This is a genomic window from Chryseobacterium lineare, from assembly GCF_977014045.1.
Genome location: NZ_CDRNIQ010000001.1, coordinates 3,117,766 through 3,132,423 on the forward strand (window position 1 = coordinate 3,117,766; position 14,658 = coordinate 3,132,423).

Sequence of the window (14,658 nt, forward strand, 5' to 3'; positions counted from 1 at the left end):
CTGTAAAGTTCCATATTAGTTAAACTCTCCGGTACAGTCCAGTTCCGGAGAGTTTTTTTTATGTTAGAAGAATAACCAATTTACCATTTGCAATTCCCTGTAAAAGAACTTATACTAAACTATAAAAACCATCTAAAAAACGTAGGTGAAAATTAGAGTTATTTACAATCTACCACACTAAGTAGGTGATATACAAATTAATTTTGTTAAAGAATCTTAATAAAAAAAACCGCACACTTACCTGAAACAGGCTGTTGCGGTTTATTTTTCTTTAACATACTTAAATAATATGTTAAAATGTGTTAAAAAGAGAACTCAGCAATAACCATATCAGAGTCCTTTTAGCGGGAATACATATTTTTGTAATGCTTTTGAAAAATACTATTCCTTATTAACACGGTAATCAAATATATATGAAGAAAAGAGTTTTGTTTTATCTAGTTGCTTTAGTCTCTACTGTATCGTTACAATCGTGTGTTACCAACTACGTAGTTTCAAAACCAGCAACTTACGCTAAAGAATACAAAACAGATGCCAAACTTGCCTCTATTGATATGAACAAAATGGAGCAGGATAAGCAGCAACTGATCAATTCATTTCTTGCCGAAAAGGCAGCTTCTTTGGCTAATGCTAAAAATTCCATTAAGAATTCTGAGATTGCAAAAGCAATCATGCACAATAAAACTATTGACAATATTTTAACAGAAGCCCAAACTTATCTTGGAACTCCTTACCGATACGGAGGCATGACGAGAAACGGGATCGACTGTTCAGCTTTTGTTCTTTCTGTTTTCGGTGCAGCAGCAGGGCTTAGCTTACCAAGAGTAGCAGCTTCTCAGTCTCAGGAAGGTGAAACGGTAGAGAAAGAAAATTTACAGAAAGGAGACCTGATCTTCTTTTCTCACGGAAGAAGAATTTCTCACGTAGGTATTGTAGAAAGCGTAGATGAGAACGGAGAAGTGAAATTTATTCATGCAGCTACGTCAAAAGGAGTAATGATTTCTTCACTGAACGACTCTTATTGGGGACCGAAGTACAGGTTCGGAAAAAGAATCATCAAGGAGAACGGAGAAGCTTACAATAATCTTGCTACAACCACTCCGGCATCAAGCGGAACAAGTTTTTAATTTTAAATAATTGATTTAAATAATGAAACCATCAAATCCCTGATGGTTTTTTTATTTTTAGCTTCAAAAGCTGCTTCCACACCCATACCCTAAAACTCTTAAACCTTCCACCCTTCCATTTTGTCATTCCGGAGGAATCTCGGCACAGCTGGTAAAAAACAAAATGAAAAGATTCGGGTTTAAAGATCAGAAATCAGGATGACAATCGAGTGGTAGAATGATGGTCATTCTGTGAAGCTCTTATAGAACCACCCCGCCAAAAATTCTTTGAATTTTCGCCACCCCTCCTAGGGAGGGGAATTTTTCCTACTCTTTTCTTACGGTGAAATTTCGGGTTGCTATTACGAGGGAAATGGTGGTCTCTGTTCAATGGTGGCTGAGGCTCTCGAAGCCACCAGTCCTTCCAGTGTACGCGACCCTTCGAGAGCCTCAGGGTCCGCCAACCGACAACCTTTTGTCGTTCTGTAGAAACTCCCATACCCAGATACTCTAAAACTCTCCGACAATCAAACTCCCAATCTCCGACTCCATGGTGGCTGAGCGGAGTCGAAGCCACAAAAAAACTCCGGCCGGGAGTTCTACTACCCAGCCGGAGCCGTTGGTGAAATAAATGTTAAATTTCATCAGGAATGCCTCCCGCCTGTGCCACCATCCCACACGTACCTGTGGCACTAACCGGTCCGAGGCTGTGGGACCTACCCACTCGTGCCTGTGGGATCAACCGATCTGGAAAGGCTGTACAATGATGGCTATTCTACCGTCAGCAATTTATCCAGAGAAGCCGTTCTGGTTTGCTTTAACAGGCTACCTTCCGTGTATTGGGTCAACACTTCCAGGGTATAGCTTCCGGCAGGTAAGGCAGGAATGACCACAATAAGCTCCGAAGGATTGTTGACGACAATGTCGAACGCTTCTACCTGGGTTCTGGACTGGGTAGCCGTATTGACAAAGTAAACTCCCCGCGTAGGATCATCGCCCATGATTTTAATCTTACTGCCCACGATCTTAAGATTTTTACCGGGAGTAAGCAGGTCGTTGACCGAACCGCTCTTCACATCCGTCACCTGTAGGATGACAGAAGAAGCTTCTGCCAAACCCAGGATATCAACTTCAATATTGGGAATCTCCGCTCTCAGCTTTTCTCCCTGGTTGAACTGGAAAATAATACTGTGCTTATCTTTATTAAACTTCTCCGAAGGACTGTCGAACACACCACGTATAGTGGTGCTAGCGGTGAAATACCCGGTATTAATGGAATACCCATCACAAAGCTGGTACGCCATTTCTTTCAGGAAAAGCTCTGTGGCATGCTCCATCGAAGAGGCGGAGATATCGGAACCACCGCGGCTTACCGCCGACTGGCAGATTCTTTTGACATTAAGGCTTCGCTCGCTGATGGTTCTTGCCGTGAAATCATTGGGATTGTCTTTGGTTAAAGTGTTATCGTATAAATAGGCTTTGATTTTATGTAATATATTGGACATTCTTTATTATTTTTTAATTGTTGAGGTATTGAATTGTTGTTATTAAAACCTAACAGGTTTTGGAAACCGGTGAGGTTATTGTTCATTAATTTGTTAATATCGGGTGGCTGGCGAGCGTTTAGATCGTGTCCCCCTGTTATCTCCGTTTATATTTTAAAACTGGCACGAACGAAATGCTAACGCCAGTGATGGCAAAATCGATAAAAATATTATTATCGTAACCTTTGTATCATTATCAGACTTCTATATGATTGACCTAGGCCTGGTGTCGCTCTTGATCCTACAAAAAAATTATTGTTTGTTGGATAGACTGTAAAATCTATAGACTGAGGGGTATCAATTATAATATAATCATCAAAATAACCAACTCCATATGAGCCGCTAGTACTAGAATAATTAACAAGTGAATATTCATTATTTCCTACTATAGCTTTAATCATTAATGTATTATTTCCATTATTTACAGATGCAAAATTTCCCCATACTCTTGCTTGCACTTTATAAACACCAGGTTGTAAAGCTATACGGTCTGTTGTTCTACTTGGTGTCCCATACCCAGCAGTTAATGTTACATTCTCACTAATAGTACAACCATTAATGGTGTTAATAAAATTAGATGCACCATTAGAAGCTATGTCCATTTCTGCAGCACTATTATGTAAGCTAAAACGGAGTGATGATTCCGAACCCGCATTGTAAGTAACTTCATTTAAGCCTATTCTAAGTATTTGTCCTTCTGTAGATGTCGTACTATTTTTGTAAATATCTCCATTGGCATCAACTACCAATCCAGTAGAACTAGTTCCTGTAGATAATGATGGTAAATTCTCAAACCTTATTGAAGTATTATTGGCATTTACATGTAAAACTCTTTGAGGTGCTGTCGTTCCAATTCCCACATTACCTAAAGTGGTTCCTCCCGTTTTAACAGTCAGAAATTCTAAGCCCTCATAGGTTCCTAATGATATACGGCTGTCGCTAGCATTATCTATATTCGTATAATTGATAGCTCCCCACGTAGGTGTACCTCCGCCAATTCCCAATCTTGTTACCGTACCTGCAGTGGTAGTGGTGTTGGTTACAGTAGCCCCTTGACGGTTGGCAGAAGCAGCCACGTATAGCTTATCAACAGCATAATCGGTTCCTACTCCCACATTACCGCCTTGAAAAACGTGATTAACACCATTTTCTGCTTTATATAAAACATTGGTATTATCCCAACCTATATAACCAAGGCGGGTATTATCCCCCTTCATTATTTCCATATACCCTGTATGGGAAGTATCACCAGGTGCTAGACGTATCTTCCCAGAGTTATCAGCATTTTGAACAATCAATTGCCCTCCCCCTGATACTTTCAATGCATTTCCAGCCGTATTTACCGTTCTGGTTCCTGTTAATGCCCCATCTGTATTATAAAGATTGGAAGTATTGCCGGTTACGATCTTCTGCCAAATACTGCCATCGAAATAGTAGTATCCCGGAGCGGTAATACTGGCTGTTGCCCCAGCGGGAGCTGAATCTGCGACGGTTGCATAAATGATGAGTCCCTTCTGGTTTGATCCATACACTGGTGTGGGTGTAGCTGTAGTGGCTGCACGGATCTGGTCGCCGGTTAATTGCGGGATGATCAATCCTTCAGGTTTGGTTCCGTTTGTTTTGGCGGTAATGTCAAGGGTTGCTTTTGGGGAAGTGTTATTAATCCCCACTTGAGCGAATACTGTGATGCTGAAAAGCAGAACGGCGGTTGTAATTAATTGTTTCATTGTTTTGTATTTATGTTTGTTGTTTGTATTTTTTGATGACTTTGTTATTTGAACACGAAGTGCGCTAAGATTTTTTATTATATGATGTGCTTTTAGTTTCACAAAGGCGTTTCACTTATAGGAGCTCGCAGAGTTTTTAGAGTTGGAGGGTTTTAGAGTTTGAGTGTGGGAGAGTCCTGGTGGCTGAGGTGACTCGAAGCCACTATTTCCCCTCTCAAACCATCCCATATTCCCCTCCAACCCTAAAACCCTCCCACTCTCAAACCCTCCGACTCAATAATAGCTTCGACAGGCTCATCACTTCGAGTAGATTTTGAAAAAATCATATCGAGAAGTTTGTGAGTTTGAGGATAAATGCCATTCTCGATACATTTTTTCTTCACCTTGTTACGAAAAAACACTCGAATTGACGAAAGCACAGGCGGAGGACGGCCGAAATGATTAATCGTAATAGGTGTAAGGTGAAAATGATGAGAAGTAATATGAATATCTTTTTCTTGATCCCTTCTTGCGCTTAAAAATAGAATAAAGGATGATGGTATTGTTTTATGCTGAAGCTTTACCGGAGAAGAGCTTCCGATAAAAGCTATTGAAGAAGTATTAGAGAGTAGTCCAAAAGTGTGTCTGCCTGTTGGACTACTCTTATAACAAGTATTTTCCGTAGGACTACTTGTGGACTTCTTATGGGAAACTTTGGAACAAGAGGTTTTGATCAAAACCTTAGACCACTTCTTAAAAGATGCTTTTCTCAGGTTTTGACTGGAAATATATACTGGAGATTCTGCATATAAATAGGAGTCTTTGGATACAAAGACTACAGAATCAGAGGATACAAAGGTTTGAGCGCTCAATAATGATGATACTAAGACCACTAAAAAGCACAACAATGCCACGCAAAAGCATTGGAGGGAGAGGGGTTTAGAGGGAATCATTTGTAGTTTCATTATTTTGTGTAAAAAAGTAGTCTAGGTTAGACTACTTTTTTACATAAGAAACTAATCACCATAAAAGATAGTAAAAAACAGATGAAAAATGGTGCGAAATTCCGGTTGTTTTGCTCCAAAAATTTGTAATGAACAGATTTATGATACAAAAAAGCAAGAAATTAGAAAACAATATCTTAGTGTTTGGAGGTAAAAAGAATTTGTTTACATTTGTAGCTGAAAAAAGTAGTCTAACCTAGACTACTTTTTTTGTGATGTTCTACCGTCCCTCAGGAAAGCCCATCAATAAAGAGTTTCAGAGAAAAAGGAATCATTCTTATTTCCTGCTCAACAAAAATGTATTACCTTAATAGATCCTCGACAAGAATCCTCCATTTCACATATGAATTGTGAGAGTTACTTTTTCTGTGCAAAAAATTAAGTGTTTCTATCAATTTCAATATTAAATGTATGCAAGAGGCCCGGAATTCCGGACAGTGAAAATTTTGCCTTTTTAAGCTTGTTTCTGGATGGATCTATTGAATATCCTACGGATGTTCTGAAATCTGTTTTTTCAAGGTTCGTATAGTCGAAAACAGCTCCCGACAAATTACATTCTTTAAATACAGCATTCGATAAATCACATTCCGAAAAATCAACTTCAGTAAGGGTACAGTTTTTAAAAAGGATTTTCTTAAGGGTTGTTTTATAAAACACTGAATTGTTCAGAAAACATCCATCAAAGCTAAAAGTCATTCCGAATTCATTGCATTCATTAAAGTGTAGCCCAAACATTTTACATTCTTTAAAATGAACATCACGAAAAGCTGTTGACACCAGTTTCGCCATGCTGAGATTGCACCCGGTAAAATCGCAATTATTAAAACTGAAACCCGAAAGGTCCGCATATTCAAAATTGCAGTTCTGAAATGTACAGTTTTCGTATTCGCCTTTTTGAATCTGAGAAATAACTGCATTTTTTAAAGTTTGATCTAAAATGTATGCTTCCTTCATGAGACTAATGATTTAGATTAAAGAAATTGGCTCTCGTTGATTTTTCAGATTGCGCAGATTTTTAAATATAGAAAAGGCGCATGACCGTAGACGACTTCCATTCTTCTACACCAAGCTGTTTTTATCCGAATAATTTAATTTAAAGAAAATAAAAGTCATGATCGAGAAAGCCAACAGCGAGCTTCCCCCATAGCTGAAGTACGGCAACGGAATCCCAACGGTAGGAAAAAGCCCCATAACCATGCCTAAATTGATGGTAAAGTGCATCAAAAGGATCGAAGCAAAGCAATACCCGAAAACACGGTTGAAAGAGGATTTCTGCTGCTCTGCGAGGTAATATATTCTTCCGATAAAGATCATATAGCACAGAATAAGTATTGCACTTCCCGCAAATCCCCATTCTTCACCCACAGTACAAAAAATATAATCGGTTTCCTGCTCCGGAACGAATTTCCCCTGGGTTACAGAACCCTCACGGTATCCTTTCCCCCAAAGTCCGCCGGACCCAATAGCTGTTTTGGAATACAATAAATTATAGCCGGATGTATCCCTGAATGCTTTTTCGCCTTTGTAGAGAACTTCAATTCTTTCTCTCTGGTGCTTGGGCAGTTTTTCTAAAATATAAGGTGACCCAAATGCCAGTCCGCAAAGCAGTACCACAGAACCCGCAATTCCTGAGATCGAAATGATGTTCCAGGACATTTTGTAATAATTCATGGCAATCCAGGCTCCTACAATTACAACAATGGTAATAGCTACCCAGATAGGATCGACCGCAAGGGAAATCAGGAAAACGCCGGCAAAAAGAAAACCAATCCCGAATAATAATCCGCTCATTCCTTCCCGGTACAGGGCGATAAAAAAGGCAATAAATACGAGCATAGAGCCTACATCCGGTATTGCCAGAACAACCACTGCAGGAATACCTATGATGGCCAGAGTGGTCAGTAAAGATTTTCGGTTTTTTAAATTAAATTCAGGTCCGGATACATAGTTGGAAAGCATAAGAGCAGTTCCTATTTTAGCAAACTCCACAGGCTGCATGGTGAAACTTCCGAATTTGTACCAGTTTTTCTGTCCGAGAATTTCCTTTCCGAAAGGGAAAAGACCAATAAGCAGCAATACACCTCCGATATAAATGATGCCGGACATATTCTCGAAAAACTTGCTTCTTCCCACAAAAATCACAAGCCCCACAAACAAGGAAATACAAAAGAAAATCAATTGTTTTTCTCCCAATTTCTGGTCGACACTGTAAATATTTGCGATGGCAAAAATGCAAAGCAGGAAATACAGGCCAAGACCGAGTTTATCTATTCCTTCTGCCCATTTCATTGCTTAACCGGTTTTGTTTTTTTTAAATTCTTAGTCTCCTCATCTATTTTTTTCTGCATCTTAGCCTTCTGCTCCCTCACCAGTTTTAAGCTGTCCTGAATTCTCTTCTGTTTGATTGAGTCTTCGCTTGGCTTATAAAGACCTTTACGCTTAAGGTCGGCAATCCACTGTCTTTTATATTCGGGCATAAAACTGGAGGTGATCATTTTCTTGTAGAGGTGTTCACGTTTTACATCTCCTGTGATGTATTTTTCAGCAATCACCGTCGCTGCAGGCCCCGCCCACGTAGCTCCGAATCCTGCGTGTTCCATAACTGCCGCTACAACGATCTTAGGCTTATCTGCAGGTGCAATCAACACAAAGATTGAATTGTCTTTTCCCTGAGGAACCTGAGCCGTACCTGTTTTTGCGAGCTGTGTAAAGTCACTCGATTTTAAACCGCGTGCCGTCCCGTTCAACACTACGGCCTCCATGCCTTTCAGTACCGGGTCAAAATATTTTTTATCAACCAATGTCTGGTGTTTCTTTTTAAATCTCGGATCAGGATTGGGTTTTCCATCAATCGCTTTTACAATATGCGGTGTATAATACCAGCCTTTATTAGCGATCGCAGAAACATAATTGGCAAGCTGAAGCGGCGTTACCAGTACATCTCCCTGTCCCATTCCGTTGTAGATCGCTCCGGTAGACATTTCGTCCCAGTTTTTAAAATCTGTTCTTTTGGAGCCGCTGGCTTTCATAATGGTCTTAAATCTATTTTCATAGAAATCCCCTGAAGGAATTCTACCCCTTGCGCCTACCGCAAAATCATTATTTAAGAACTCACCTACCCCAAAACTGCTCATGATTTTCTTCCATTCATCCACCCCTCTTGACGGATCTCCCGGATATTTTTTAAGGATAGCAATAAAGGCGTATGTGAAAAAACAGTTACTGGAAACCTGAATGGAAGGAATTAACGGATCTGCACCTCCATGGCCTTTGATTCTTTTTCCTTTGTAATAAAATCCACCACCGCAAGGGAAAATGGTATTTTCATCCATTACGCCCATCTGCATAGCTGCAAGAGCTGTCAACAATTTAAAGGTAGATCCCGGCGGATAAGCTGCCTGAAGAGATCTGTCGAAAGTCGGTTTATTTTCGTAGATGGTATCCTTCGATAAGGCGTATAGATTTTTAGATTTATTCGGGCCTGTAAAAAGATTGGGATCAATATCCGGGCCTGTTGCGGCAACCAGAACTTCTCCGTTATTAGGGTCAATTGCCACAATCGCTCCGTGTTTATTCACCAGCATTTCCTCTGCAATTCTCTGAAGATCATAGTCAATCGTAAGAGTGATATCCTTTCCGGTAACTACATCTTTGTCGAGAGAACCATTTTTATAGGGTCCTACATTCCGCAGCTTAATATCTTTCTGAATGTATTTCATTCCTTTTATCCCACGAAGCTCTTTTTCATAAGCTTTTTCAATCCCTGTTTTACCGATGAAATCTCCCGGCAGATAATAGGCAGAATCTTTTTTAATTTCCCTTTCGTTTACCTCACTCGTATAACCTAAAAGATTTCCGGATGTTGAAACTTCGTACTGTCGCTGAGGTCTTGAAACGATACTGAAGGCGGGATATTTAAATATAATCTCCTGAACCCTTGCAATGTCTTCCCTGCTAAGATTCTTCATGAAGGTCATCGGAGTGAGCTTGGAGTAATATTTTTCTTTTTTAATATTTTCAATCGTTCTGATGAAATCATTTTTTGAAATTTTCATCAGGTTACAGAAAGCCATAGTATCAAAATCAGGTCTCATCAATGCCTGGGTAAAAGAAATTTCGTACGCCGGCTGATTTCCCACCATGATTTTACCATTTCTATCGAAGATAACTCCCCGTTGAGGAATAACATATTCAATTTTAATGGATGTGTTGGCCGCGTTCAGCGCGTATCTGTCAGTAAAAAGCTGTAAATAAGCCAGCCTCGCCACAAAAATCGCAGCGATTACAATGATAACAGAAAAAATTTTTAAATAACGTGTGTTCAAACTTTTTGTTTGATTTTAAATATTAATGCATAAATAACTATAAATATAAACGAAATTATACTCGTTACCACTACATTAAATAATATTTCAAAAAATCTACTCAGCTTAAAGAACTCTATATACTGTACCAAAAGCTGGTGTAAAAAGATACTTGTAAATAAAAACAGCAAAAACTGCGCCCATTGAAGGGACTGAAAGGAGAAGAAATCGGTTGAAGTATCTGTAGAGGTTCTGAAAATCAAAGTTCTGAAATAGGCTATCAGGGTTGTTGCAAAAGCATTAATCCCCCAAGAAAAGAGGAATGCGTCAACCGACAGGCCGATCAGAAAACTTAAAGCCAAAAACTGATATTTATTTCTGAAGAAAGGATAAAACATGACAAATACCGGATAAAGCACCGGCGTGTACTTTCCGAAAAACGTAATTCTGTTCAAAACAAAAATTTGTAATGCAACCAGAAATATCATGATTAATATGTCCGTAAATAAAGTCCTGCTAATCATCTTCCTTTTTTATTACAGATTGCATGGTATCCTGAATTTTTTGCACTTCAGCTTTTTTAAGATTTTTAACAACATAGACTTTATTCAAAGCGCCCATTTTCTCACTCAGCTCCACTGAAATATCCCAAAATCCCGTTTTATTATCTACTGAATATCCAGCGATGGTACCGATCATTACGCCTTTGGGAAAGATTGCAGATTTTCCGTCTGTTACGACAGTATCTCCCACTTTTAAGGCCACATATTTTGGAATGTCTGCTAGGTGCATCACTCTGGAATTATCTCCGTTCCAGGTCAATGTCCCGAAATATCCCGAATTCTTAAGAGCAGCATTAATTCTGATTTTATTTACACTCAACACCGACTGCACCAAGGCATAGCTATCAGTAGAATTGATTACAATTCCTGCAATACCTTTAGGAGCCATTACACCCATCTGTGGAAATACACCGTCTCTTCTACCTCTGTTGATGGTAAAGTAGTTATTTCTTCTGTTGATGCTATTGAAAACAATTTCTCCGTCAACAAATGTATAGATCTGTCCGCCTCCCAATGTATCATGCACCTTTCTGAACTGAGGATTTTTCGCACCCTGTTTTCCGTACAGCTCCATCATCAAAGATTTATTCTGAGCCACCAGATCATCATTAATCTGTTTTAGCTTAAGATAAGAAACCCCTTCATCAATATACCCCGAAACCCAGGAATTGAAAGCGGCAGACTGCCCTGCGATCCAGGATCTCTGCATGGCATTTTTAGAGAATATCAGAATCAGAGCAATAATTTGCAGAAATATAAAGAAGACAAAAAGCGCATTCTTGGAAAATAATCTCAGCAAAAATCCCATTCAGATATATGTCGTAAAAAGTTAGAATTATTTAATTAAGAAATTGAATTTATCCATATTCTTAAGTGCGATCCCCGTTCCGCGAACGACAGCCCTCAACGGATCTTCTGCTACAAACACAGGAAGACCTGTCTTTTTGTGCAATCTGTCTGCAAGCCCTCTTAATAAAGCACCGCCTCCGGCTAAATAAATACCTGTTTTATAGATATCAGCAGCCAATTCAGGAGGCGTAAGGGAAAGTGTTTCCATTACCGCATCCTCAATTCTGATGATGGATTTATCTAAAGCTCTTGCGATCTCTTTGTAACCAACCATGATTTCCTTAGGCTTTCCTGTAATAAGATCTCTACCCTGTACCGGAATATCTTCAATGTCAACATCAAGATCTTCAACAGCAGAACCTACTTCAATTTTGATTCTCTCTGCAGTTCTTTCTCCGATGTAAAGATTATGGTGCGTTCGTAAATAATAAGCAATATCATTGGTAAATACGTCTCCTGCAATTTTCACAGATTTATCGCAAACAATACCTCCCAAAGCAACCACAGCAATTTCTGTAGTTCCGCCACCTATATCGATGATCATATTACCTTCGGGCTTTTGAACGTCAATTCCAACCCCGATGGCAGCAGCCATTGGTTCGTAAATAAGACGGACTTCTTTGGCGTTTACTTTCTGAGCAGAATCTCTTACCGCTCTTTTTTCAACCTCTGTAATTCCTGAAGGAATACAGATTACAATTCTCAATGCAGGCTGAATGAATTTACCTTTGATTCCCGGAATTTTTTTGATAAACTCTTTAATCATATGTTCAGAAGCATGGAAATCGGCAATCACCCCATCTTTCAACGGACGGATTGTTTTGATATCCTCGTGAGTTTTACCCTGCATATGTTTTGCCTGTTCACCCACGGCAATTGGTCTGCCAGTAGAACGTTCAATGGCAACAATCGACGGCTGATCTATAACAATTTTATTATTATGGATGATAAGGGTGTTGGCAGTACCAAGGTCTATCGCAATCTCTTGCGTAAACATATCGAATAAACTCATACTTTTAGTTCTGATTTTTTTAAAGAGTTACAAAGATATGAATTTAAGACGTCTAAAGAAATTTCGCGAGCAGATAATTTGGTTAAAATTTTATTAAAATTTATAAACCCTTATTAACTTTTGGTTTAAGTATTTACAGACTTCAATTTCAACCAGATTTAAGATAACTGCTGCCTTCAGGAACATAATTGAAAAGATTTATTATAGGCTGTTCAGAAAAAGACATAAAATGATCAGGATGGATTTAATTTTTTTAACATAAATTAAACGCTATATATTGAAAATTCTACGTAGGAAATTTTATTATTTAGAATAATCCCAAAATAGTTTTTCACGATAATTATCATATACATTTTCAGAAACCTATTTATCAAAAAAAACGTAAATTTGCCCCGCTTATGTTACAGTATTCAAACATACATCAAACGTCTAATTTTTCTGTGCTTTCCATTAGTTATGAAAAGGCTGATGTAGAAACCAGGGGAAAATTCGCATTCTTTGATGAAAATATCAAAAATTTTGTGACCCGGATTCATAATGAAGATTTAGGGGATGCATTTGTTGTTTCCACCTGTAACAGAACCGAAATCTATACGACTTCCCCCAATTACCTTCTTGTTGCTGAAGAATACTGCAAAACGATCGGCGTAAATCTTATGGATTTTCTTCAGTTTGCCAACATTCTCACTAAGGAAGAAGCGTTAATTCACCTTTTCAGAGTAGCAGCAGGCCTGGAAAGCCAGATTATCGGGGATTTTGAGATTATCGGTCAGATCAAAAAAGCATACAGCAGATTCAGAAAAGAAAGACAGAATTCCAATCCTTATCTGGAAAGAGCCATTAATGCGGCCATTCAGATTTCTAAGAGAATCAAAAACGAAACGGGAATTTCCAACGGTGCGGCTTCGGTTTCTTATGCGGCGGTTCATTATATTTTAAATAATCAGAAAAGACTTACCGAAAAGAATATTCTTCTTTTGGGTGTGGGCGAAATAGGCCAAAATACGGTAGAGAATCTGGTAAAGCACGTCTATCAGCCTAAAATTAAAATTGCCAACAGAACACAGGAAACAGCTGAAAAGATCTCTGAAAAATATAATATTCCTCATATCGATTATGCCGAATTCGATCAGGAACTGAAACAGACAGATATTCTGATCGTAGCTACCGGCGCCAGGCATCCGATCGTCAATAAATCTCATTTTCCGAATGGAAAAGAAACCCTGGTCATCGACCTTTCTATCCCGAACAATGTTGATAAAGACGTTACGGATAATAAAAATGTAACTTTAATTGATGTTGATGAACTTTCCAAACAGATTCAGGAAACGATTCAGCAGAGAGAGAAAGAAATCCCGAAAGCGGAACAAATCATCAAGGAACTGATGAAAGACTTCCTTGAGTGGGAAAAAAAGAGAAAGCTGGCTCCCAACATTCATCATTTCAAAGCGGTTTTAAAGAACATGGAACGCAACGAAATGCATAATTTTTACAAAAAAAATAAGTACATAAACATCACGGACATGGAACTTTCTGATAAAATGATTCAGAAAATTACCAACCGTTTTGCAAAATATATCATCGATAATCCGTTAAAAGCCGAAGAAATTAGTAAATTAATGCACGAAATATTAGTTGAACAACCAAACAACGAATTTAATGAAAAGCATTAGAATCGGAACCAGAAATTCCGCATTGGCACTTTGGCAGGCCAGAGAAGTTGCGCGGCATCTTCAGAACAGCAATTATTTAACGGACATTGTTCCTATCGTATCATCAGGTGACAAGAATCTTCATCAGCCACTCTACGCTCTCGGGATTACGGGCGTTTTTACACGAGATCTGGATATCGCATTATTAAATGATGAAATCGATATCGCCGTACACTCGCTGAAAGATGTACCCACCAATCTTCCGGAAAATCTTGAAATTGTTGCCTATCTGGAAAGAGACTTTCCTCAGGACGTTTTAATAAGAAAAGAATCTGCAAAAGATAAAGAATTTCACGAACTGAAACTTGCCACGAGCAGCTTAAGGAGAAGAGCTTTCTGGCTTAAAAATTTTCCTAATGCAGAGTTTTCAGATATTCGCGGAAATATCCAGACGAGATTGAAGAAACTGGAAGAAGGTGACTTTGACGCCACCATTTTATCTTTAGCCGGAATTAAAAGAATGAAAATGGACATCGATTACGAGATGATTCCTTTCATGATTCCTGCACCGTCTCAGGGCGTTATTGCCGTTGCCGGCCATTCTGATAAAAAAGAGATCAATGACATTCTGAGTTCAATCAACCACAAACCCACCCAGATCTGTGTAGAAATGGAAAGAAACTTCCTGAATACACTGGAAGGAGGCTGCACCGCACCGATTGGAGCTTTTGCCGAAATCTTTGAAGACCAGATCCGTTTTAAAGCAGCACTTTGCTCATTGGATGGCAAAAACTGTATTGCTACGGATGAAAATTTCATCTATAATGAAGAAGAAAATTTCGGGAAAAAGTTTGCTAGAGTTGTTCTTGAGAACGGAGGAAAAGAACTGATGGCTGAAATTAAAAATCAGATTTAAAA

At 38.9% G+C, this 14,658-nt stretch carries 12 protein-coding genes; 3 read left to right on the forward strand and 9 right to left on the reverse strand.

Annotated elements, in window-relative coordinates; all coding sequences use genetic code 11:
* The first annotated feature begins 413 nt into the window (after positions 1–413).
* The gene (locus ACWNCI_RS13885; RefSeq protein ID WP_449388752.1) at positions 414–1,127 is read left to right on the forward strand and encodes a C40 family peptidase; all 714 of its coding nucleotides are present in this window, start codon (positions 414–416) and stop codon (positions 1,125–1,127) included.
* A 749-nt stretch (positions 1,128–1,876) separates the two neighbouring features.
* Here the strand turns inward: ACWNCI_RS13885 and ACWNCI_RS13890 are convergent.
* The 9 genes from ACWNCI_RS13890 to ACWNCI_RS13930 all read right to left on the reverse strand — a co-directional run bounded on the left by ACWNCI_RS13890 (position 1,877) and on the right by ACWNCI_RS13930 (position 12,088).
* A complete protein-coding gene (locus tag ACWNCI_RS13890; protein WP_449388753.1) occupies positions 1,877–2,611 on the reverse strand; it encodes a DNA-binding domain-containing protein in 735 nt (244 codons plus the stop codon).
* A 212-nt stretch (positions 2,612–2,823) separates the two neighbouring features.
* Positions 2,824–4,479, reverse strand: a complete 1,656-nt coding sequence (locus tag ACWNCI_RS13895; protein WP_449388754.1) for a hypothetical protein — start codon at positions 4,477–4,479, stop codon at positions 2,824–2,826.
* 140 nt (positions 4,480–4,619) lie between these two features.
* A complete protein-coding gene (locus tag ACWNCI_RS13900) occupies positions 4,620–5,228 on the reverse strand; it encodes a hypothetical protein (RefSeq protein WP_449388755.1) in 609 nt (202 codons plus the stop codon).
* A gap of 510 nt (positions 5,229–5,738) precedes the next feature.
* On the reverse strand, positions 5,739–6,314 hold the full coding sequence (locus tag ACWNCI_RS13905; protein ID WP_449388756.1) for a pentapeptide repeat-containing protein: 576 nt from the start codon (positions 6,312–6,314) through the stop codon (positions 5,739–5,741).
* Between the two features lie 105 nt (positions 6,315–6,419).
* Positions 6,420–7,649 (reverse strand): rod shape-determining protein RodA, encoded by a 1,230-nt coding sequence (rodA, locus tag ACWNCI_RS13910; protein WP_346983760.1) that lies wholly within the window; start codon positions 7,647–7,649, stop codon positions 6,420–6,422.
* On the reverse strand, positions 7,646–9,685 hold the full coding sequence (locus tag ACWNCI_RS13915; RefSeq protein ID WP_449388757.1) for a penicillin-binding transpeptidase domain-containing protein: 2,040 nt from the start codon (positions 9,683–9,685) through the stop codon (positions 7,646–7,648). Before ACWNCI_RS13915 ends, rodA begins: the two co-directional genes overlap by 4 nt.
* Positions 9,682–10,188 carry a rod shape-determining protein MreD gene (locus ACWNCI_RS13920; protein WP_346983759.1) on the reverse strand — a complete coding sequence of 169 codons (507 nt, stop codon included), beginning with the start codon at positions 10,186–10,188 and terminating at the stop codon, positions 9,682–9,684. The genes ACWNCI_RS13915 and ACWNCI_RS13920 overlap by 4 nt, the downstream gene beginning before the upstream one ends.
* Positions 10,181–11,035, reverse strand: coding sequence for a rod shape-determining protein MreC (gene mreC / locus ACWNCI_RS13925; protein ID WP_346983758.1), 855 nt, complete (start codon positions 11,033–11,035; stop codon positions 10,181–10,183). The genes ACWNCI_RS13920 and mreC overlap by 8 nt, the downstream gene beginning before the upstream one ends.
* A 27-nt stretch (positions 11,036–11,062) precedes the next feature.
* The gene (locus tag ACWNCI_RS13930; RefSeq protein WP_027381028.1) at positions 11,063–12,088 is read right to left on the reverse strand and encodes a rod shape-determining protein; all 1,026 of its coding nucleotides are present in this window, start codon (positions 12,086–12,088) and stop codon (positions 11,063–11,065) included.
* A gap of 398 nt (positions 12,089–12,486) precedes the next feature.
* Between ACWNCI_RS13930 and hemA the strand changes: the two genes are divergently transcribed.
* On the forward strand, positions 12,487–13,761 hold the full coding sequence (gene hemA, locus ACWNCI_RS13935; RefSeq protein ID WP_449388758.1) for a glutamyl-tRNA reductase: 1,275 nt from the start codon (positions 12,487–12,489) through the stop codon (positions 13,759–13,761).
* Positions 13,748–14,656: a hydroxymethylbilane synthase gene (gene hemC, locus ACWNCI_RS13940; RefSeq protein ID WP_449388759.1), complete on the forward strand. Its 909-nt coding sequence runs from the start codon at positions 13,748–13,750 to the stop codon at positions 14,654–14,656. Before hemA ends, hemC begins: the two co-directional genes overlap by 14 nt.
* Positions 14,657–14,658: the final 2 nt, after the last annotated feature.